The organism is Mesorhizobium sp. M1A.F.Ca.ET.072.01.1.1, from assembly GCF_004023325.1.
Taxonomy (GTDB): domain Bacteria; phylum Pseudomonadota; class Alphaproteobacteria; order Rhizobiales; family Rhizobiaceae; genus Mesorhizobium.
Window position 1 is genome coordinate 1 of record NZ_RZSF01000054.1, and the last position, 20,126, is coordinate 20,126.

General features: G+C 62.7%; 17 protein-coding genes. 7 read left to right on the forward strand and 10 right to left on the reverse strand.

The features are described from left to right. Positions 1 to 160: 160 nt before the first annotated feature. The 3 genes from EOA32_RS10720 to EOA32_RS10730 all read right to left on the reverse strand — a co-directional run bounded on the left by EOA32_RS10720 (position 161) and on the right by EOA32_RS10730 (position 2,585). Positions 161 to 784, reverse strand: coding sequence for a hypothetical protein (locus tag EOA32_RS10720; protein ID WP_245418589.1), 624 nt, complete (start codon positions 782 to 784; stop codon positions 161 to 163). Then, positions 771 to 1,934 (reverse strand): hypothetical protein, encoded by a 1,164-nt coding sequence (locus EOA32_RS10725; RefSeq protein WP_128371731.1) that lies wholly within the window; start codon positions 1,932 to 1,934, stop codon positions 771 to 773. The genes EOA32_RS10720 and EOA32_RS10725 overlap by 14 nt, the downstream gene beginning before the upstream one ends. A 348-nt stretch (positions 1,935 to 2,282) precedes the next feature. Next, positions 2,283 to 2,585, reverse strand: a complete 303-nt coding sequence (locus EOA32_RS10730) for a DUF982 domain-containing protein (RefSeq protein WP_067319945.1) — start codon at positions 2,583 to 2,585, stop codon at positions 2,283 to 2,285. Between the two features lie 293 nt (positions 2,586 to 2,878). Between EOA32_RS10730 and EOA32_RS10735 the strand changes: the two genes are divergently transcribed. Continuing rightward, positions 2,879 to 4,336, forward strand: a complete 1,458-nt coding sequence (locus tag EOA32_RS10735; RefSeq protein WP_066992703.1) for an NCS1 family nucleobase:cation symporter-1 — start codon at positions 2,879 to 2,881, stop codon at positions 4,334 to 4,336. Positions 4,337 to 4,424: 88 nt separating this feature from the next. Here the strand turns inward: EOA32_RS10735 and EOA32_RS10740 are convergent, their stop codons facing one another. Then, entirely contained in the window at positions 4,425 to 5,486 is a 1,062-nt protein-coding gene (locus EOA32_RS10740; RefSeq protein WP_245499238.1) for a peptidoglycan-binding protein, read from the reverse strand. A 343-nt stretch (positions 5,487 to 5,829) separates the two neighbouring features. Between EOA32_RS10740 and EOA32_RS10745 the strand changes: the two genes are divergently transcribed. After that, positions 5,830 to 7,083, forward strand: coding sequence for a serine hydrolase domain-containing protein (locus tag EOA32_RS10745; RefSeq protein WP_095777709.1), 1,254 nt, complete (start codon positions 5,830 to 5,832; stop codon positions 7,081 to 7,083). Positions 7,084 to 7,206: 123 nt separating this feature from the next. Here the strand turns inward: EOA32_RS10745 and EOA32_RS10750 are convergent, their stop codons facing one another. The 6 genes from EOA32_RS10750 to tpiA all read right to left on the reverse strand — a co-directional run bounded on the left by EOA32_RS10750 (position 7,207) and on the right by tpiA (position 14,473). After that, positions 7,207 to 8,913 carry a ShlB/FhaC/HecB family hemolysin secretion/activation protein gene (locus EOA32_RS10750; protein ID WP_128371733.1) on the reverse strand — a complete coding sequence of 569 codons (1,707 nt, stop codon included), beginning with the start codon at positions 8,911 to 8,913 and terminating at the stop codon, positions 7,207 to 7,209. A gap of 323 nt (positions 8,914 to 9,236) precedes the next feature. Further along, on the reverse strand, positions 9,237 to 9,776 hold the full coding sequence (locus tag EOA32_RS10755) for a DUF1697 domain-containing protein (RefSeq protein WP_066992695.1): 540 nt from the start codon (positions 9,774 to 9,776) through the stop codon (positions 9,237 to 9,239). 17 nt (positions 9,777 to 9,793) lie between these two features. Further along, complete coding sequence (locus tag EOA32_RS10760) at positions 9,794 to 11,431, reverse strand: CTP synthase (RefSeq protein ID WP_082953678.1); 1,638 nt, start codon at positions 11,429 to 11,431, stop codon at positions 9,794 to 9,796. Positions 11,432 to 11,681: 250 nt separating this feature from the next. Next, the gene (locus EOA32_RS10765; RefSeq protein WP_066992691.1) at positions 11,682 to 12,806 is read right to left on the reverse strand and encodes a L,D-transpeptidase; all 1,125 of its coding nucleotides are present in this window, start codon (positions 12,804 to 12,806) and stop codon (positions 11,682 to 11,684) included. A 213-nt stretch (positions 12,807 to 13,019) separates the two neighbouring features. Continuing rightward, on the reverse strand, positions 13,020 to 13,544 hold the full coding sequence (gene secG, locus EOA32_RS10770) for a preprotein translocase subunit SecG (RefSeq protein WP_095827760.1): 525 nt from the start codon (positions 13,542 to 13,544) through the stop codon (positions 13,020 to 13,022). Positions 13,545 to 13,705: 161 nt separating this feature from the next. Further along, a complete protein-coding gene (tpiA, locus tag EOA32_RS10775; RefSeq protein WP_066992805.1) occupies positions 13,706 to 14,473 on the reverse strand; it encodes a triose-phosphate isomerase in 768 nt (255 codons plus the stop codon). Positions 14,474 to 14,617: 144 nt separating this feature from the next. Between tpiA and EOA32_RS10780 the strand changes: the two genes are divergently transcribed. From EOA32_RS10780 to glp, 5 genes are read left to right on the forward strand one after another with little or no spacing between them, the layout of a single operon-like run. Further along, positions 14,618 to 16,510 carry a peptidyl-prolyl cis-trans isomerase gene (locus EOA32_RS10780; protein ID WP_128371734.1) on the forward strand — a complete coding sequence of 631 codons (1,893 nt, stop codon included), beginning with the start codon at positions 14,618 to 14,620 and terminating at the stop codon, positions 16,508 to 16,510. After that, on the forward strand, positions 16,507 to 17,517 hold the full coding sequence (gene trpD, locus EOA32_RS10785; RefSeq protein ID WP_095830061.1) for an anthranilate phosphoribosyltransferase: 1,011 nt from the start codon (positions 16,507 to 16,509) through the stop codon (positions 17,515 to 17,517). Before EOA32_RS10780 ends, trpD begins: the two co-directional genes overlap by 4 nt. A gap of 1 nt (position 17,518) precedes the next feature. Next, entirely contained in the window at positions 17,519 to 18,334 is an 816-nt protein-coding gene (trpC, locus tag EOA32_RS10790; protein WP_189407047.1) for an indole-3-glycerol phosphate synthase TrpC, read from the forward strand. 2 nt (positions 18,335 to 18,336) lie between these two features. Further along, on the forward strand, positions 18,337 to 18,816 hold the full coding sequence (moaC, locus tag EOA32_RS10795; RefSeq protein WP_128371736.1) for a cyclic pyranopterin monophosphate synthase MoaC: 480 nt from the start codon (positions 18,337 to 18,339) through the stop codon (positions 18,814 to 18,816). 1 nt (position 18,817) lies between these two features. Continuing rightward, the gene (glp, locus tag EOA32_RS10800) at positions 18,818 to 20,023 is read left to right on the forward strand and encodes a gephyrin-like molybdotransferase Glp (RefSeq protein ID WP_128371737.1); all 1,206 of its coding nucleotides are present in this window, start codon (positions 18,818 to 18,820) and stop codon (positions 20,021 to 20,023) included. Positions 20,024 to 20,126: the final 103 nt, after the last annotated feature.

Genomic DNA, 20,126 nt, shown 5'->3' on the forward strand with positions numbered 1-20,126 from the left:
GGCTTACGCGGCACCGTACCTGCTGACGGTGACATTCGGCCTGCCGCTCGCCGTTCCCGTTCTCCTCACTTCCTTGGCCATCCCGGCGCTTAACCTTCTTGTGCTCGATCGCTGGGTCTTTGCAGAGCGCCGCCTGCGCGATGACGGGCCGTCCTGAGGATCAAAGCGTGTCCAACCGGAAAGATCTCAGCTTGATGGCGCGGTTGTAGATGTTGCTCGCATCGGCGCTTTGCGGAATGCCGTCGCGATAGTCGATGGCCATGTCCAGTGTCGCCTTGCCAGCCAGCACGGCGTGCGGAATGACGAAGGACACAGTTGTCGCCACGTCGCCCGACAGCGTCCCCCGATACACCTCGGCGCCATTGGCCGAGACGACGATCCTCTGCCAGGTCTGCGGCGGGCGAATAACGGCGGCCATTTCCAGCGTTGCCCGAAGCCCGTCGCGGAGCGGCGGCAGGGCAAGGCGCAGGCGAGAGCTCTCGCCCAGCGAATGGGTGCCGTCCGCCACTGGCCCCGACCAGCCGCAGACCATCATGGTGGTTGCTTCCCGGGCGCCGTCGGAGCGGAACGATACGGTCCGGCCTGGCGTGTAGCGCCCCACGGCGTCCCGGTTGAGGCATGTGGTGGTCTTGTCGATGTAATAGGCGCGGTAATCGTCGTTGACATTCGGGCTGAGGGCAAGCGCCAGGATGGCGATCTCGGCTGCCGCAAGCGCGCCCGCCAGCGCGTAGCCGGCACCCAGGATTACCGGCCTGGTCGATTCCGTCAGCTCAGACCAGCGCAAGATAGCCTCCAAGCCAGGCCTCGGTCATGAAGTAGCAGGTGAAGAGGACGACAATCAGCGCAGCGACCAATGTCGCCTTCGAGCCCGACAACAGCACCGCCGTCAGCATCGTCAGCGGCGCGAGGCCGACGACATAGCGGACCATCGAAGCCAGATTCGAGGTCAAAGGCAGGATGATGGACATGGCGCAGAACAGGGCCGCGCCAATTTGCCTGCGCGCCGCGAGCACCGCCGCCAGCGCCAGTCCCACGATTGCCGTCGACGCGCTCCATTGCGGCGCACTGGGCCACCAACCGGCCCCGGGGTGATAGGACAGCCCCGCCCAGAGGAACAGCAGCGGGTTGCCGGCCACGCGCCCGAACGCGCGCTGGACATGCACGAAGGCAAAGCCGTCCCCGACCGTGACGTAAAGGTAGAGCATGTAGGCGAACAGGCCGGCGGGCGAGATGAGTATGGCGATGATGAGATCCGGCCGGCCGAGCAGCCAGCGTGGGAAGCCGATGGCCGACCCGCCCTTGGCGCGATGCTCCTCAAACATGCGAATGACGAGCGCGAACACGGCCAGCACGCCGACGACCCGCGTTGCCGAGAGCAGCGCGCAAGACAACCCCGCGGCGAGATGATTCGAGCGTTTGAGGGCCAGGAAGAGGCAGGACGTCAAAAGCACGAAGAGCGGCTCGGTGAGGAAGGTGGCAAAATAGAACGAGAACGGGCCGCTCAGCAGGAAGGCGCAATAAAGCACATAGGCCCGCATATTCCTGTCCATGAGCGGCCATGCCACCAGGCACGAGACATAGCCGCACGCCAGCGATGCCGCCGTCGCAATCGCGATCGTGGAGAAGGGCAGAATCGTGCGGACCGCCGCCACCAGCATCGGATAAAGCGGAAAGAACCCCCAGCGCCCGACATTGCTGCGGCCAGGAATGGGAAAGCGCTCATAGCCCTGTTCGGAAATGCCGACATACCAGGAGCAATCCCATTTGCAGAAGGCGCGGGCATAGGCCGCTAGGCTCGGATCCGGCGACACCGATGCGAATGCGGCGTAGCGGATGGCAAGACCGCTCAACAAAAACAGCAGCGGCACTGCCGCCACCGCGATCACCGTGGGGCGCATGCCGCTCTTCGCACGCGCCACATCTTCAACCGCCAAATCCGCCTCCAACCGTCCGGATGGCATCCGCGTCGGGGCCGGCGTCCCTGGCCAACACGCCTCGCCGTTCGACACTGCATACCTAAAGGGGCGGTGGGATTTTTAGTTCCGCTGCACGATATTCCGGCCGTTATGCATCCGGTGGACAATCTGCCGATAGAGGCCGCCGCAGGCGATAGAACAGTCCGGCGTGTGACACGACCAGCCGCTGGCCCCGGTGGAAGCCTCCCTCACACGCTCTTTCAGGGAGAATTGAAACGAAGCAACTCGTGCCAGTAAGCAAACAACACCACCGAGACGTCGTCGGCCTCGGGCCGACGTCTGATGCTGCCGAAGGATTCGAACATGCTAGCGCCTTAGAGCGTAGACATTGTCCATCGAAACGCCACCCAGAGGCAGCGCCATCTCGTCGTCGAGAATCCGAGTGATGCGGGCAAAGCCGACAAAAGCCTTTCTCGCCTCCTCAGCCGACATCTTGCCAGCCATAGCTGCCGAGCAGCAATTCACGGCGCATTGATAAACGGGGCCGCGCCTCCCCGTTGGCCACTTCCGCAGGAACACCATCGCTTCGGAGACGCTGTCGACTTCCTCCAAGGGGTATCCCTGCCCACGCGCGATCCGCACTGGGGTAAAGAAATGCAAGCGATCCATCACTATCCTCCCGGTCGACCGCAAAGCGGCCGAACCCGCATAAACGCATGTCCAGGGCTTTGGTTCCACACAATTTTGGTTGCTGGTCGAAAAAGTTCGGAACCGGACAGGGCGCGATTGGCAAGCCGACTCAAGTAAGGCGATTCCTGTTTTGGCGCGACGAGAAGCGCGATTCTCATTGAATGACTTTAAGGCCAAAGCCGGCAAATGGATTGCTTGTCGGCTCCCCAGCGGCAGGCTTACCCTCACCAGTTAACGCGGGTCGCCGCGTTTTGCAAAAGGGGACAGTTGCAATGACTATACAAGGCGCTTCGCCGGACCTCTACAACGAGGATCTGGCTCCGGCAACAGTCAGGAACTGGGGGCCGTTTTCAATCTTCAACGTCTGGACTTCCGACGTCCACAGCCTCTGGGGCTATTATCTCGCCGCGAGCCTTTTTCTGTTCTGCGGCGGCTTCGTCAACTTCATCATCGCCATCGGCATCGGCTCGCTGATCATCTACTTCCTGATGAACCTTGTCGGCTATGCCGGCGTGAAGACCGGCGTGCCCTACCCTGTGCTTGCGCGCGCCTCCTTCGGCATCTGGGGTGCCAACGTTCCGGCGCTGGTGCGCGCCGTCGTCGCCTGCTTCTGGTATGGCGCGCAGACGGCCGCCGCGTCGGGCGCAATCGTGGCGCTGCTGACGCGGCTGCAGTGGTTCGACGAGTTCAACAGGACCTCGCATCTGCTCGGCCATTCCACGCTGGAGGTGATTTGCTTCGTCGTCATCTGGGCGCTGCAGCTTTTGATCATCCAGAAGGGTATGGAAACGGTGCGCCGCTTCCAGGACTGGGCCGGACCCGCCGTTTGGGTGATGATGCTGATCCTGGCGATCTATCTCTGCGTCAAGTCGGGCACCTTCGCCTTCACCAGCGATATTCCGATGGACGTGCTGCTCGACAGGACCAAGGATGCCGGCGTGCCAGGCGAGCCCGGTTCGTGGACCGCGCTGTTCGCGGTGGCGGCAATCTGGGTAACCTACTTTTCGGCGCTCTACCTCAACTTCTGCGACTTCGCCCGCTACGCGCCCAACAACGCGGCGCTGCGCAAGGGCAACATCTGGGGCCTGCCGGTCAACCTGATCCTGTTCTCGCTGGTCGCCGGCGTCACCACGATCGCCGCCTACGACGTCTATCACGAGGTGCTGCTCCACCCCGACCAGATCTCGGCCAAATTCGACAGCTGGTTCCTGGCGGCCCTTGCCGCGCTGACCTTCGCGGTGGCGACCCTGGGCATCAACGTCGTGGCGAACTTCGTCTCGCCGGCCTTCGACTTCTCCAACGTCTTCCCGCGTCAGATCGACTTCAAGAAGGGCGGCTATATCGCGGCGCTGATCGCGCTGGTGCTCTATCCGTTTGCGCCGTGGGAAGGCAGCGCTGCCTCCTTCGTCAACATCATCGGCGCGACGATGGGGCCGATCTTCGGCGTGATGATGGTCGACTATTATCTGATCCGTAAGGGCGAGGTCGACGTCAACGCGCTCTACCGCGAAGATGGCGAGTTCCGCTTCCAGGGCGGCTGGCACGTCAACGCCTTCATCGCCGCCGGCATCGGCGCGATCTTCTCCTCGATCCTGCCCAACTTCACCAACTGGCTGCCGTCCTGGTGGGGCGTCTATGGCTGGTTCTTCGGGGTCGCGATCGCGGGCGCCGTCTACTATGTGCTGCGCACAATGGCGCTCGGCGCCGGCGCACGCATGGCCAAGGCTTGACACAGTCGGGGCGGCGAAAGCCGCCCCATTTACTTCGTCTCATCTCGGGCCAGCCCATGCGGGCGTCCTTGCGCTCGAAACAGATGCGTCAGGGCAGTTCGAGCTCGGGCTCAATGATGTAGATGGTAGGATCCATTTCTTCAGGAGACACGACGACCACGTCCTTGCCTGTTGCGTCTATATAGCCGTCCGTAACAGCAAAGCCCGCCATAAGCTGGTCGTCCGTGAGAGGATACCAGGAACCGAATTCGTGAGAGTAAGACGCGATAGCCAACCTTGCCAAAATCGCGTTGTTATATAGATCGACCTCGTATTCCTCAGAAAATTTTCCGGCCGAGTATCTCTTATAGCCATCGATATAAGGATCGCGAGAATTCTTACCTCGATACTTGTCGACAATGGCGCCGACGGTGACCTTATCCTTGCTGCCATTAAAGTATATTTTTCGTAGCAGGAATCCCCAAGCGCCTACTCCGTACTCCGGGGCCTCATATATGGCAGTTTGATTTCCATGACGATCCGGCAACGTGCATCCCATATATCCGTTCATGCTGTCTCTCTGCCAATTGGAGATGTTGATGGCACCCGGATTGTTGGTTCGGAGAGCTCTTCGAGTAAGCGTATTTGACGAGTCGTAGTCGGCGTCCGGTTGGCCGCTGAAGAAGTTGCCAAGGCCGGCCAGGCTTCTGAAGTCGAATTGAGTGCCTTGCGCATATTTCGCATCGTCACGAAAAGGCGGATCCAGACGGCGCATGATGTTCGTGTCCCAAAACGGCAACCCCAGCGCTTTGCCGGTCCGAATGCTCACGACACCGTCAGCGGTTATCCCATGCGCCGCCTGGAAGGCCTTCGTGGCGCTCTCTGTTTGCGGGCCAAACAATCCATCAACATCGGAAGAGTAAAACCCTTTGTCCTCGAGCACGCATTGAAGGAGCGCGACCCTGCGATCAGGAACCTGGCTTTTGGTCAATTGAAACACCGGATCCTGCGATCCGCCGGCTGCCCGCCGAACACCGGCAAAGGCGACGAGAAACGGCAGGGTTGAGCTTGCGAGGACGTGCCTTCGTGTCACCGGAAAGGTGGAAGTCTCCGATACTTTCGCAAGAATTCCCGCTTGTCGCTTCTGACCAAGATTTTCGAAGTCGAACATCGCCATTCTCCAAGCCGCCGAGCACCATTTGCTGGCACTAACGCCGTGCTTAGCTAGGCGAGTTCTGCCAAAGCGCTCCACGCCCAGCGATACACCTTGGCTCCGGACCTCATCTTATCGTATCTTTGCCTCGGAACGTAGTTTATGCGGAGGGCGCAAGTTGGAGAGGCGAGTTCCCGTCCGGGTTGAGAATGCTCGTTTAGACGAACTTGCGCTCGCCAACCAACGCCGGCGCTGTGCGCTTCCCCGCCAAGAGCTCCAAAACGCCCTGCGCCCGACTTTTCGATCCTTAACTGCTCACCATGATGTTCGTCCGACCTTTTTCTAAATGTGGAGAATGGCAATGGAAGAGAATGGGTTTCGTCTGATCGTCCGCTGCATCGGTTCCGTCGCCCTGTTTGCTTTTTCCTCCCAAAACGCATTCGCAACCGATAGCGCGCGATGCGTTGCGAACATCGAAAAAGTGATTGCCGATGGGTCGGTTCCGGCGAAGGCAACGCCGCTGCCCTCGGAGCTCAGCGCGAAGCTTGACGCTGCGGTTCGATCCGCGCTGCCCAAGACGGCGGCACCAGGTGTCATCGTCGGCGTGGTGACACCTTCCGGAACATGGAAGGCGGCGTATGGCAAGGCCGACCCTTCCGCCGGCACACCCATGGCTGTGGGGATGCACACGCGCATAGGTTCAGTTACCAAGACATTCACCGGCACGGCGATCATGCAGCTGGCCGAAGCTGGGAAGCTGTCGCTTGACGACAAGATCCAGAAATACGTGCCCGGCATCCCCAATGGCGATCGGATCACGCTCCGCCAGCTCGCCGATATGACCAGCGGCATTGCGAGCTATACCCAAAGTGCAAAATTCCAGGATGTCTTGTTCTCCAAGCCTCAAACGATCTTCACGCCCAAGGAGCTGGTAGCCATCGGCGTGGCAGAATCGCCTCTCTTCGAGCCCGGAGCCTCGTTCAACTATTCGAACACCAACACGATCCTGCTCGGCATGGTCATGGAGCAGGTTACTGGAAAGACCGTCGGCGAGGTTTTCAAGGAGCAGATCTTTGATCCGCTGAAGCTCAAGAATACGTCCTGGCCGGGCGACTCGGTGGATTTGCCGGTGCCCTATGCTCAGGGCTTTACCCTGCAGGGGGATTTTGCCAAGCCGGATGCACCAAGCAACGCGACGAACTGGAACCCATCCTGGGGATGGACTGCAGGGGAACTGATTTCCAATATCGACGATTTGCTGGTTTATGCTCGGGCACTGGGCACCGGGAACGGCTTGCTGGGGGCAGCTGCGCAGAAGGAGCGGCTGACCTTCCCGGGCGCGGCCGGCTACGGGATCGGCGTCGGTTGCATCGGCGGCTGGGTGGGCCATACGGGCGAACTGCCAGGCTACAACACGACCTTGTTTTACAAGGCAGGTGCGGACATAGCCGCCGTGGTCCAGACCAACAGCGACATTGCTTCCGGCGATTGCAAGGCGGAGCCGACGCTGACCGACGATCCACGCGACACGGTCTGCTCTTCGCCTGCAACGCGTGTATTTGTTGCGGTTTCAGAGGCTCTTGGCCAGCCGTATACGCCGCCCAACCCCCACTGAATGCCGGATGAGAGCCGAGACGGCTCGACAATTTTGCAGCGGCTCACCCGTTGTGAGCCGCTCCGTCTCCTCGTTTGAAGCACGGCGGAACTCTGTGTCGGGCTTTCCCGGCATCGCTCTAGTCTAATATGAACCGATGAGTTGGAACAGGAATCGCGTGCCGGTATCGGCCAGCTCTTGGCTGTCTTGGAACGGTATTGCGACTATCGCCCTTGCATTGAGGTGTTGTCCGACAGAAGCTGCCACCCCCACCCCGGCCGAGCCCAGTTCTGCCTCGGTGTAATCCACGCCCGTGTCGTGGTTCCAGATCGCGCCATAGTCGACGAAGGCAAACACGTTCAAATTCGAGAAGGGCGAAGATTCCGGGAGTTGGATGTTTCGCCCCAGTTCCAGCGCGGAGGCTATCCCACTGTCGCCGGAAGCCGCCGAGCCGTCGAAGGCCAGCCCATAGGGATCGCCGCCGAGCACGAGTTGCGCCGCCGATGGAAGCGCCGTGGGCGCATACTGGGCAGCGACGCGAAGACGAATGGTGGTGAGCGAGACGATCTCCTTGCGCAGGTCGAGATCGGCGCGGAAAAACCGATAGTCGTCGGGAACGCCTTCACGCGGCGCATGGGGGTTGCTGCTGTCGCTCGCGCCGAGGGCGTCGAGACCTTGGCCGAAAGTGCCGGTCAACGAAATGGCGCCCTTGTCCAGCTCGCCGATATAGTTCAGGGACGTTGCCAGCCATCGCAGGTCTTCGTCCGTCGCCCTTTGCCCGCTAGCGTCCAGCGAGTTGTCTTTGAAGTTCAGCTCAATCCGGCCGAAAAGACTATGATCGATTGTCCGCAGGAAGGGGTAGTTGGCATAGACTGTCCCGAAGGTCGACTGAATATCGAGTTCGAGGGGCCCGAGATCGCCGCCGGGTTCGGAAGATACATGGCCGAGGCTGTAGCCCACATGCAATCCGTCATACCCTACCGGAACATCCTGCGAGCCGAGGACGAATTTGAGCTCGTCCGGGCTGGCGGGAATGGTGACCCCAACGATTTTCGTCGCCTCAAACAGCCTCAGCGCATCGTTTAAGGTACCGGTGCCGGTCAGCTGGTACGGACCGACCGCGTCGCTGCCAAAATTATCGAATATCCCTGTTGCGCTGGCACGGTTGAAGCTGATGTCCAACTTCAGATCCCCGCCCGCCGAGGGCGTTTCGGGACGCGTGAAGACGCCTTCAATCGTCAGGCCGGCAAGGTCGCTCATCAACAGCAGTACGCGCTCGGCTTCCTTGATGCGGATCGGACGCATGGCTACGATGCGATCGATATAGGGCCGCAGACGTTCCTCGACGTTGGGCACAGCACTCTTGATGGTGACCTTTCGCACGTAGGATTCATACAGAATGATGACCACGTTACCGGAAGAGACGTCCTGCTTGGGCACGACCGCCCACGAGAAATATCCTTCCCGGTGGTAGATGGCGTCGATCCTCTCCGCGATCGCGTAGACTTCTGCGAGGCTGATCCTTTTGTTCAGATCCCCGGCCCAGGCAGCTCGAAGTGTTTCATTTGCGACCGTGACGGCGCCTCGAACCGTTACCGATCGCAAGATGAACTTTATTTTTCGAGCCGCAGCGGGTGGGGTTTCCTTGCGGGCATCGGAAACCGAAAGATCGATCGTGCCGGGCTTTCGCGGGGCCGAGTAGCGCCGGATGATTTCGTTCTGATCCGACACCACCGAACCAATTTGATCGGAGATCGTCTGAGCCTGCGTTGGCCCAACGGTCAGGGCACAGGCAGCAAGAATCGCAAGAATAACGATCGTCGGCTTCACGAGCGCAAGCAGCTCAAGCAATGCTTTGCGGCTAGGCACTTGTAAGCCTGGGTGAGATTTGCTCACAAACTCACGATGCCCCCTGACATGTAGACTTGAGCAAACCTTATCAAATCTCCCGTTTTGCGCCAGCTTCTCGAAAGGAGAATCATCTCCAGATTGCGTGAAGGTGCTTCTCAGCGGCCTTTCATCGGAACGGTCGCCCTGCCTCAGATTTCAGTTTCATCGGAACGGTCGCCTGCCTCAGATTTCGGTGAACGATCGAGGAATCGGATTCGCCCTGCTCCGGCGCGGAGGGTTGAGACTTGAGTAGTCGGGGCGGCGAAAGCCACCCTTATTTCAACCTATTTGGCGACCATCTCGGACAGTCTGCGCACCGTATTCCAGTTGCGCGATGTGCCGATCCCCATGCGCTTGTGGTTTGCTGCGGCGAGCAGCCGCGAGCTTGGCCGCTCGCGCGAAAAGACGACCCAAATATCGCCGTCGACCGACAGCACCTTCTCGTCCGCGGCGGCATAGGCTGTAAGAGCCGCTGCGGCTTCTTCAGGCGCCGGCCGGCGCATCACCCGCACCGCAACCTGATCGCCGGCTTTTGCCGATTCGTCCGGGAACGGATTGGCGGCAGCAAGCTTCAGCCAGTCTTCTGCGTCGCGCACGATGATATCGACATGGCGGCCGAAAGTCTCTTCGAAGGCCTTTTCCAGCCGCCGTTCGAGACCGGAAACGCTGGCCGTCCGCGCCTCGAAGACCAGATTACCCGTGGCGACCAGCGTGCGGACGTTTTTCAGCCCGATGGCTTCGGCCATCGCCTTGAGCTCGGACATGACAACGCGCCGCCCCTCGCCCAGGATGATGCTGTAGAGCAGCGCGACGTAAGTTCGCATGGTCGCCGGCCGATCGTTCAGACCAGCCGCGACTGCTCCACCGCCGCTTCGATGAAGCTTGCAAACAGCGGGTGCGGCTCGAGCGGGCGGCTCTTCAGTTCAGGGTGGTACTGCACGCCGATGAACCAGGGATGGTCGGGATATTCCACCGTCTCCGGCAGCACCCCGTCTGGCGACATGCCGGCAAAGACCAGGCCACAATCCTCAAGCCGCTGCTTGTAGTCGATGTTCACCTCGTAGCGGTGCCGGTGGCGCTCGGAGATCTGCGTGTCGCCGTAGATCTCGGCGATCTTCGATCCCTTGGCGAGGTCGGCTTGATAAGCGCCGAGGCGCATGGTGCCGCCGAGATCGCCGGTAGCCCTGCGCTTCTCCAGCATGTTGCCCTTCAGCCATTCCGTCATCAGGCCGACCACCGGCTCCTCGGTCGGGCCGAATTCGGTGGAAGAGGCATGCTCGACGCCGGCGAGCGACCGCGCAGCCTCGATGCAGGCCATCTGCATGCCGAAGCAGATGCCGAAGTAAGGCACCTTGCGCTCGCGCGCGAACTTCGCGGCCAGGATCTTGCCCTCGGAGCCGCGCTCGCCGAAACCGCCGGGAACGAGAATGCCGTGCACCTTCTCCAGCCACGGCGTCGGGTCTTCCTTCTCGAAGATCTCGCTCTCGATCCAGTCGAGCTTGACCTTGACGCGGTTGGCAAGCCCGCCATGCGACAGCGCCTCGATCAGCGATTTGTAGGCGTCCTTGAGGCCGGTGTATTTGCCGACGACGGCAATCGTCACCTCGCCTTCCGGATTGTGGATGCGGCTGGAGAGCGCCTGCCACGGCTCCATCCGCGGCTTCGGCGCCGGATCGATGCCGAAGGCGGCAAGCACCTCGGAATCCAGCCCTTCCTTGTGATACGCCATCGGCACGTCGTAGATGTGCGGCACGTCGAGCGCCTGGATGACGGCGCTCTCGCGCACATTGCAGAACAGCGAAAGCTTGCGGCGCTCTTCCTTGGGGATCGGCCGGTCGGCGCGCACCAGAAGGATGTCGGGCGCAATGCCGATGCCGCGCAATTCCTTGACCGAATGCTGCGTCGGCTTGGTCTTCAATTCGCCGGCGGTAGGGATGTACGGCATCAGGGTGAGATGCACATAGACCGCGTTGTTGCGCGGCAGGTCGTTGCCGAGCTGGCGAATCGCCTCCAGGAACGGCATCGCCTCGATGTCGCCGACCGTGCCGCCGATCTCGCACAGCACGAAGTCGTAATCGTCATTGCCCTCGAGGACGAAGTGCTTGATCTCGTCGGTGACGTGCGGGATCACCTGCACCGTCGCGCCGAGATAGTCGCCGCGCCGCTCGCGCTCGATGATGTTCTTGTAGATGCGGCCGGTGGTGATGTTGTCCTGCTGGTTGGCCGAGCGGCCGGTGAAACGCTCATAATGGCCGAGATCGAGATCGGTCTCGGCGCCGTCGTCGGTCACGAACACTTCGCCATGCTGATACGGCGACATCGTTCCGGGGTCGACATTGAGGTAGGGATCGAGCTTTTTTATCCGCGCGCGATAGCCACGCGCCTGCAGAAGAGCCCCAAGAGCTGCTGCGGCGATGCCCTTTCCGAGTGAGGAAACCACGCCGCCTGTGATGAATACATATCGCGCCATGGGAGTCATCGCTTAACGCGGCCTGATTGATTCCGCCAGAGAAAAAACCGCCGCGAAGGCTTTTTCCCAAAATGGCGCTGGTGCCCGGAGGAGCATTCTCTGAAGCATGCCGCCCAAAACTGTGCAGTGGTTTTGGGAGAACGGCAGGCAGCAGAACAAAGACTCGAAAGCGCGGCGCCAGCATCTTTCAACGCGACGCGCTTCGATCAAAGAAAAAGGGCCGGTGGTGCCGGCCCTTTCGGCAGTTGGCTTGAACGCGTTAGATAATAACGACCTTGGTGCCGACCTTGACGCGGCTGTAGAGATCCATGACGTGCTCGTTGATCATGCGGAAGCAGCCGTTGGAGGCGCTGGTTCCGATCGACTGCGGTGCAATGGTGCCGTGGATGCGCAGATGCGTGTCCTTCTTGCCGTCATAGAGGTAGATGGCGCGCGCGCCGAGCGGGTTTTCGCCGCCACCGGGCATGCCGTCCTTGTACTGGCCATAGTGCTTCGGCTCGCGCTTCTGCATGTCGAGCGTCGGGATCCAGCGCGGCCATTCCTGCTTGTCGCCGACGGCCACCGTCCCCTTGAACTGAAGGCCTTCACGGCCGACTGCGATGGCGTAGCGGCGCGCGGTGGAAAACGATTCGACGAGGTAGAGACGGCGAGCAGTCGTGTCGATGACGATCGTCCCGGGCTCATAGCCGGTGAAGGCGACGTCCTGCGGCACGAACTCCGGCTTCACCTTGAACGGCCTCTTGGCATCCTTCTTGGCGAGCGCCGAATCAAGCGCGCGGGTCTCCGGCAGATAGTTGATCGAGGTCACCGAGGACCCCCCGAACAGGCCGGCGAACAGCCCGCCGCTGCTCGCCCGCTTCTGGCCGGGCTGTTCGCTGCGCAACTCACCGTTGTTGCCGGTGGCCGTGATGTTCATCGCGTCGGCCGGGATGGGCTCCTCGGCCTGGAGCGAGGCGATCGGCGCCACGGGCATGATCGGTTCGATGATCTTGACGGTCTTCTTCCCGGGCTTCGCATCAGCCACTTCGGCCGGCGCGGCCGAACCCTTTTTGGAGAGCCATTCCTGACGCGCCGCATCCGCCTTGGCCTTGGCCGCCTCGCGCATCGCCAGCTTGCGGGCTTCGAGCGCCTTTTGCTTGGCCGCTTCCTTGTCGGCAGCGATCTTGGCCTCGAGCTTTTCGATCTGCGCGAGGTCGTCCGGAGTCGGGTTTTTCTTCTTCTTGAGAAGCCTCAGCTGCGATGCGTCGCTCTTGGCGGCGACGGGAATTGCGTCGGTCTTCTCTACCGACGGCGAAGCGGCCAGGTTTGCCGGTGAGGCAAAGGCCGCGGAGCCCATGCCGAATACGGCACAGAATCCCAAAAGGATGAAGCTGCGAAGCTGCATGGCGAAGATCCGATTTTCTATGCTAGTTGCCCAACGGCGTCGCCCGGCGCCCCCCAAGGACGCCGAAAAGTGCCGCGCGCAATCTATAATCGATTAGCCAGCGCACCCTCAAGCTGAGCGACGTGTTACATTTGGTTGAATCTTCGTGATCGAGCGGCATTTGCCGCGACTGTGTTCAAAGAACAACAGATCGCGGCGGCAATGCTTGTCCGGCTACTGGTTCGGAACCTGCGGGGTGACCGGCAAGGTAACGCCATTCGCGGCCGGCGGCGTGGTCGGATTCGCGGGCGCCGGTGCTGCGGGAGCAGTGGCCGGAGCCGTGGAGGCGCCGCCATTCGTCAGCGGCGTCGTGGTTGTCGTGCCGCCCGACGGGGCGGCCGGCGCGGTGCCGCCAGCCGGAGCCGCCGGCTGCGAGCTGCCCACCGGACCGGTGGCGCCCGGCAATTGGTTGAGCACGCCCTTGCCGGCATTGCCCGAGGTCGAAACCGGTGCCCTGTCGAGGATGTCGATCGGCTTCTCGCCGTAGCGGGCAAGGATGGAGAGCGCGAGCGAGGTCACGAAGAAGGCCGCGGCCAGGATTGCAGTCGCGCGGGTAAGCGCGTTGGCTGCGCCCCGCGCCGTCATGAAACCGGAACCGCCACCAATGCCGAGACCGCCGCCTTCGGAGCGCTGCAGCAGCACCACGCCGACAAGGGCGAGCACGACCATAAGATGAACGACGATCAGTACCGTTTCCATAATTTATCCTGGCGAGGCCTTGCGCGACCGCGCATACGACCGGTGATTTGGAGGCGGTTCCTTACAATGCTTTGGCGGCATTTCCAAGCCCGTGGCCGGGAATATGGGGAGCAATCCGGCCATTGCAACGATTTGGGCCGCGCCCCTGCCGCCGTCTGCGGCTATGACATGTGCATATAGGCTTCGGCAATGGCGAGGAAGTCGGCCGCCTTCAGGCTTGCGCCGCCGACCAGCGCGCCATCGACATTCTCGACGCCGAGCAGCTCCACAGCATTGGACGGCTTGACCGAACCGCCATAGAGAATGCGCATTCTGGCCGCGGCATCGCCGAGCAGCGCCGTCAGCTTGCCACGGATATGGGCATGCGCCTCGGCGACGTCGGCCGCGGTCGGCGTCAAGCCGGTGCCGATGGCCCAGACGGGCTCGTAAGCGATGATGGTGTTGGCGGCGGTGGCGCTCGCCGGCACGGAACCGTCGAGCTGCCGCGACAGGACATCGAGCGTCGCGCCGGCTTCACGCTCGGCGCGCGTCTCGCCGATGCAGATGATGGCCACCAGCCCTGCCCGCCAGGCGGCCGAAGCCTTGGCATTGACGATCGCATCGTCGTCGCCGCATTGCTCGCGCCGCTCGGAGTGGCCGACGATGACATGGCTTGCGCCGGCATCCTTCAGCATCTCGGCCGAAATCTCACCCGTATAGGCGCCGCTCTCCTTGGGGTGGCAATCCTCGCCGCCGGCGCGAACCGGTGTCCGCGAAAGGATCTCTGCGGCCTGGTGAAGCAAGGTGGCCGGAACGCAGACCAGGGCTTCCGTCTCCGCATCGAGGCCGCTCATGAAGCCGTTGCCGATCATCCTCAACTCGTTGAGCGAGGCGCTGGTGCCGTTCATTTTCCAGTTGCCGGCAACGAGCGGACGGATTCCAGGGGTCATGGCGTCGAGTTCTCCAGGCAACATAAGGCAGCGCCCTCACTACCAAAATCGGGCCACAAAGCAATCGACAGTGGGCCGGAAGGACGCTATTGCGCTTGTTTCAGAGTCGGCGCATGCGAAAATGCGCAAAGATCGGAAGTGGGCATGCTTGGTATTTTGAGAAGCGCGGCGGGCACCTGGGTCGCGAAAGCTTTGCTGTCCTTGCTGGTGGTGAGCTTTGCCGTCTGGGGTATTTCCGGGCGCCTGTCGGGAAGCTTGGCTGGCCATCATTCGGTGATTACCGCCGGCGGCACCACGGTTTCGATCAACGAATACCGCCTCGCCTACGATCGCCAGATCAACCTGCTGTCGCAGCAATATGGCCAGCGCATCACGCATGAACAGGCTAAGCTGCTCGGCCTCGACAACCAGGTTCTGGCGCAGCTCGTCTCCGGCGCCGTTCTCGACGAGCAGGCTCGCAAGCTCGGGCTTGGCCTTTCCAAGGACCGGCTGGCCGAGCTGACGCGCGAGGATCCGGCCTTCAAGGGTCCAGGCGGCCAGTTCGACCGCAGGACCTTCGAATATCTGCTGAGCCAGATCGGCATGCGACCCGAGGACTATCTGAAGAACCGCTCGCAGGTGGCGGTCCGCCAACAGATCGTCGAGGCGATTTCCGACGGCCTCAAGGCGCCGCAGACCTTCCTGAAGGCGGTCGCGCTCTATCGCGGCGAGGACCGCACGATCGACTATCTCGTCCTGCCGAAGACACTCGTCCAGCCGATCGAGGCGCCGTCCGACAGCGCGCTGAAAACCTATTTCGAAGCCAACAAGAAGAACTACGCGGCGCCGGAATACCGCAAATTCTCCTATATCCGGCTTGAGCCGCAGGACATCATGGACCCGACGGCGGTGACCGATCAGCAGGTCGCTGACGACTACAACAAGAACAAGGCGCGCTATACGACACCCGAAATGCGCACCATCGAACAGCTGGTGTTCAAGACGCCGGACGCGGCCAAGGCGGCATTTGACTCCCTGAAGGCCGGCGCCACCTTCGACAAGATCGTCACCGCAGAGGGCAAGACGCAGGCCGACACCGTGCTCGGCACGCTGGCAAAGGACAAGATCGCCGACAAGGCGGTGGCCGACGCAGCCTTCTCGCTCAACGTCAACGAGGTCAGCCCGGTGGTTCAGGGCGCCTTCGGCCCGGTGCTCTTGCGCGTCACCGAAATCAAGCCGCAGGTGGTGAAGCCGCTTTCGGAAGTGTCCGACCAGATCCGCAAGGATCTTGCGCTCGGCGAGGCAAGCCGCGTCCTGCTCGACGTCCACGACAGCTACGAGGACACCCGCGCTTCCGGTGCCTCGCTTGCCCAGGCGGCCGACAAGCTAAAGCTCAAGGTCGTCACCATCGACGCCATCGACCGCACCGGCCAGCGGCCGAACGGCACGATCGTCAACGACTTGCCGCAATCGGCGGACCTCATCAAGGCCGTCTTCGAGGCCGAGCCGAACACCGAGAATGAAGGCCTGACCACTGCCGCCAACGGCTTCGTTTTCTATGAAGTCCAGTCGATCACGCCGGCGCGCGACCGCACGCTGGACGAGGTTCGCCAGAAGGTGGTGGCCGACTGGACCGCGGCCGAGACCGACAAGCGGCTCATCGCCAAGGCCGGCGAGTTGGAAAAGCGCCTCAAGGCCGGTGCGACGCTCGACGTGATCGCGGGCGAGCTTAAGCTCGAGAAGCAGACCAAGCGCGGCCTGAAGCGCGACGCCGACGATGCCGATTTCGGCAAGGAGGGCGCGGCGGCCATGTTCGGCGTCGGCGAAGGCGGCACGGGCCTGATCCCCTCGCCCACCGGCGACGGTCAGATCCTGTTCAAGGTTGCCGAAGTCTTCGAACCTGCCGGTGCCGATGGCAGCTCTGTCCCGGAAGACGCGCAGAAATCTTTCAGCGCCGGCATATCCGACGATCTGCTCGATCAGTTGGTGGCGCAGCTGCAGTCGCAATATGACGTTCGTATCGATCCGGCCGCCGTTTCCCAAGCACAGACACGATGAGCGCGCTTAAGACATATATTGCCAAGGTCGCGACCGGCACCGCGCTCTCCTTCGAGGAAGCGCGCGAGGCCTTCGACATCATCATGTCGGGCGACGCGACGCCGGGGCAGATCGGTGGCTTCCTGATGGCGCTGCGCGTGCGCGGCGAGGCCGTGAGCGAGATCTCCGGCGCGGTCGCCACGATGCGCGCCAAGATGCTCCGCGTCGAAGCCCCGCGCGGCGCCATCGACATCGTCGGCACCGGCGGCGACAATTCGCATTCGGTCAACATTTCGACCGGATCGGCATTCGTCATCGCCGCCGCGGGTGTCCCGGTGGCCAAGCACGGCAATCGCGGCCTGTCCTCGCTGACCGGCGCGGCGGATGTGCTGATGGCGCTCGGCGTCAAGGTCGACATCGCACCGGACACGATCGGCCGCTGCATCCAGGAGGCCGGCGTCGGCTTCATGTTCGCGCCAGCGCATCATCCGGCGATGAAGCATGTCGGTCCTGTCCGGGGCGAGCTCGGCACGCGCACTATCTTCAATCTGCTCGGGCCGCTGTCGAATCCAGCCGGCGTCGGCCGGCAGATGGTTGGCGTCTTCCTGCCCGAATGGATCATGCCGGTAGCTGAGACGCTGAAGGCGCTGGGCACCGATCATGCCTGGGTCGTGCACGGCGACGGTTATGACGAGATCACCACCACGGGCGAGACGCAGGTCGCAGAGCTCGCCGGCGGCGAGATCCGCACGTTTACCCTCACTCCGGAAGCAGTCGGACTGAAGCGGCATAACAAGGAAGACCTGCGCGGCGGCGAAGCGGCCTACAACGCCAGGGCATTGCGCGATATGCTGGGCGGCGCTGCCGGCGCTTATCGCGATACCGTGCTGATGAATGCCGGCGCCGGGCTGGTGGTGGCCGGCAAGGCAACGACGCTCGGCGATGGCATCGAGGCAGCAGCGCAGGCCATCGACAGCGGCCGGGCGCTGGCGGTGCTCGACAAGCTCATCGAGATTTCGAACGGTTAGAATTTTGTCCGATATCCTGCGCAAGATCGAAGCCTACAAGCGCGATGAGATCGCCGCCGCGAAGCTCAGCGCGCCGCTTGCCGAGGTCAAGGCGAAGGCCAAGGATGCGGAACCCCCGCGCAGCTTCCTTGCGGCGCTTGAGGCCAAGCGGAAGGCCGGCGGCTTCGCGCTGATTGCGGAGATCAAGAAGGCCAGCCCTTCCAGGGGCTTGATCCGCGCCGACTTCGACCCGCCGGCGCTCGCCAGGGCCTACCAGCAAGGCGGTGCTGCCTGTCTTTCGGTGCTGACCGACGCACCGTCCTTCCAGGGCGCGCCCGGCTTTCTGACCGCAGCGCGCGCCGCCGTTAGCCTGCCCGCCCTGCGCAAGGATTTCCTCTTCGACCCGTATCAGGTTCATGAAGCCCGCGCCTGGGGCGCGGACGCGATCCTCATCATCATGGCGAGCGTCGACGACGCCTTGGCCAGTGAATTGGAAGCCACGGCCTTCGATCTCGGCATGGACGCGCTGGTCGAGGTGCATGACGGACAGGAGATGGAACGCGCGCTTCGCCTCTCGTCGCGGCTGATCGGCATCAACAACCGCGATTTGAGAACCTTCGAAACCAGTCTCGACGTTTCCGAGCGGCTTGCCGCCATGGTCCCGGCCGACCGGCTGCTGGTCAGCGAGAGCGGCATCCTCACCCATCAGGACTGCCGCCGGCTGGAAAAGAGCAAGATCGGCACCTTCCTGGTTGGCGAAAGCCTGATGCGGCAGCCCGACGTGGCCGCCGCGACCGCCCTTCTGCTGACGGGCAAGGCGCCGGCCGAGGCCGTTTGAGGATGCCTGCGCTTACGCATCTCGGCGCCAAGGGCGAAGCCAACATGGTCGATGTCGGCGGCAAGGCCGAGACGACGCGCACGGCCATCGCCGAAGGGTATGTCACCATGCAGCCGGAAACGCTGGAGATGATCCTGGCCGGCGACGCCAAGAAAGGCGACGTGCTTGGCACGGCGCGCCTCGCCGGCATCATGGCGGCCAAGAAGACGCATGAGCTCATCCCGCTTTGCCATCCCCTCCTTCTGACCAAGGTTGCCGTCGAGATCGAGCCCGATCACGCGCTTCCCGGCCTGAGGGTCACCGCGCTTGCCAGGGTTACCGGCAAGACCGGGGTCGAAATGGAGGCGCTGACCGCGGCGTCGGTTGCCTGCCTCACCATCTACGACATGGCCAAGGCAGCGGACCGCGCCATGGCAATTTCCGGCATCAGGCTGGTCGAGAAGACCGGCGGCAAGTCGGGCGACTACAAGGCAGGTCCTTAGCATGGCTTTGCTTCCGGTCGCCGAGGCGCTCCAACGCCTGTTGGACGGCGCGACCGCGCTGCCAGGCGAAAGCGTGCCGCTGGCCGACGCGGCCGGCCGGGTCCTGGCCGACCCCGTGGTGGCTCTGCGCACCCAGCCGCCCTTCAATGCGTCGGCGATGGACGGCTACGCCGTACGGGCCGCCGACGTAGCCTCGGCGCCGGCCCGGCTCTCCGTGATCGGCATGGCCCCCGCCGGGCGTGGCTTCACCGGCTCTGTCGGCAAGGGCGAGGCCGTGCGCATCTTCACCGGCGCGCCGCTCCCCGAAGGCGCCGATACCATCGTTATCCAGGAGAATGTCCGCGATCTCGGCGGCGGCGGCATCGAAGTGACCGAGCCGACCGCGGAGGGACGAAACGTCCGTCGCCGCGGCCTCGACTTCTGCGAGGGCGACCTGCTCCTCGAAAAAGGCCGCCAGCTCGATCCGGCGGCGCTTTCGCTGGCGGCATCGGCCAACCATCCGAGTCTCAACGTGGTGCGGCAGCCGCTGCTCGCCATCATCGCCACCGGCGACGAATTGCTGCCGCCGGGCAGCGCGCTCGGCCCCGACCAGATCATCTCGTCGAATGCCTATGGCGTCACAGCTACGGCCCAGTCGGTCGGCGCGCGCGCGCTCGACCTCGGCATCGCCGCCGACCGCAAGGACGCGATTGCGGCCCTGGTCAAGAAGGCGGTCAAGGCCGGCGCCGACGTCATCGTCACGCTTGGCGGCGCCTCCGTCGGCGACCACGACTTGATCCATGACGTGCTGACCGGCGAAGGCATGCAGCTTGACTTCTGGAAGATCGCCATGCGTCCCGGCAAGCCGCTGATGTTTGGCCGGCTCGGCGACATTCGCTGCATCGGCCTGCCCGGCAATCCGGTCGCAAGCCTGGTCTGCTCGCAGCTGTTCCTGAAGCCGCTTCTGGCGCGGCTGGGCGGCCGGTCCTGCCGGCAGGAAATCCGCACGGCCCGGTTAGGCGTCGCAATGCACGCCAACGATCTCAGGCAGGACTATGTGCGCGCCGTGGTCCGCGAAGATGCGGGGGCGTTGATCGCAACACCGTTCGGCATCCAGGATTCCTCGATGTTGAGGTTGCTCGCCGATGCCAATGGCCTGATCGTGCGCCCACCCTTCGCACCGGCGGCTGAAGCCGGCGAGGAGTGCAGCGTTCTGATGTTACGCTGAACAAAACGTCAACACATTCACTAAACTTTAAACGGTTGCGGAACACAACTGGAACAGATAGTGTTTGTTCTGGGTTTGTTTTTCGATTCTGGTTTCAGAACCC

Bases quoted from the DNA above. Each gene is read 5' to 3' on its own strand.
- EOA32_RS10730 (WP_067319945.1), bottom strand. From the start codon at position 2,585: ATGGATCGCTTGCATTTCTTTACCCCAGTGCGGATCGCGCGTGGGCAG.
- EOA32_RS10735 (WP_066992703.1), top strand. From the start codon at position 2,879: ATGACTATACAAGGCGCTTCGCCGGACCTCTACAACGAGGATCTGGCT.
- EOA32_RS10740 (WP_245499238.1), bottom strand. From the start codon at position 5,486: ATGTTCGACTTCGAAAATCTTGGTCAGAAGCGACAAGCGGGAATTCTT.
- EOA32_RS10745 (WP_095777709.1), top strand. From the start codon at position 5,830: ATGGAAGAGAATGGGTTTCGTCTGATCGTCCGCTGCATCGGTTCCGTC.
- EOA32_RS10755 (WP_066992695.1), bottom strand. From the start codon at position 9,776: ATGCGAACTTACGTCGCGCTGCTCTACAGCATCATCCTGGGCGAGGGG.
- EOA32_RS10760 (WP_082953678.1), bottom strand. From the start codon at position 11,431: ATGACTCCCATGGCGCGATATGTATTCATCACAGGCGGCGTGGTTTCC.
- EOA32_RS10765 (WP_066992691.1), bottom strand. From the start codon at position 12,806: ATGCAGCTTCGCAGCTTCATCCTTTTGGGATTCTGTGCCGTATTCGGC.
- secG (WP_095827760.1), bottom strand. From the start codon at position 13,544: ATGGAAACGGTACTGATCGTCGTTCATCTTATGGTCGTGCTCGCCCTT.
- tpiA (WP_066992805.1), bottom strand. From the start codon at position 14,473: ATGACCCCTGGAATCCGTCCGCTCGTTGCCGGCAACTGGAAAATGAAC.
- EOA32_RS10780 (WP_128371734.1), top strand. From the start codon at position 14,618: ATGCTTGGTATTTTGAGAAGCGCGGCGGGCACCTGGGTCGCGAAAGCT.
- trpD (WP_095830061.1), top strand. From the start codon at position 16,507: ATGAGCGCGCTTAAGACATATATTGCCAAGGTCGCGACCGGCACCGCG.
- moaC (WP_128371736.1), top strand. From the start codon at position 18,337: ATGCCTGCGCTTACGCATCTCGGCGCCAAGGGCGAAGCCAACATGGTC.
- glp (WP_128371737.1), top strand. From the start codon at position 18,818: ATGGCTTTGCTTCCGGTCGCCGAGGCGCTCCAACGCCTGTTGGACGGC.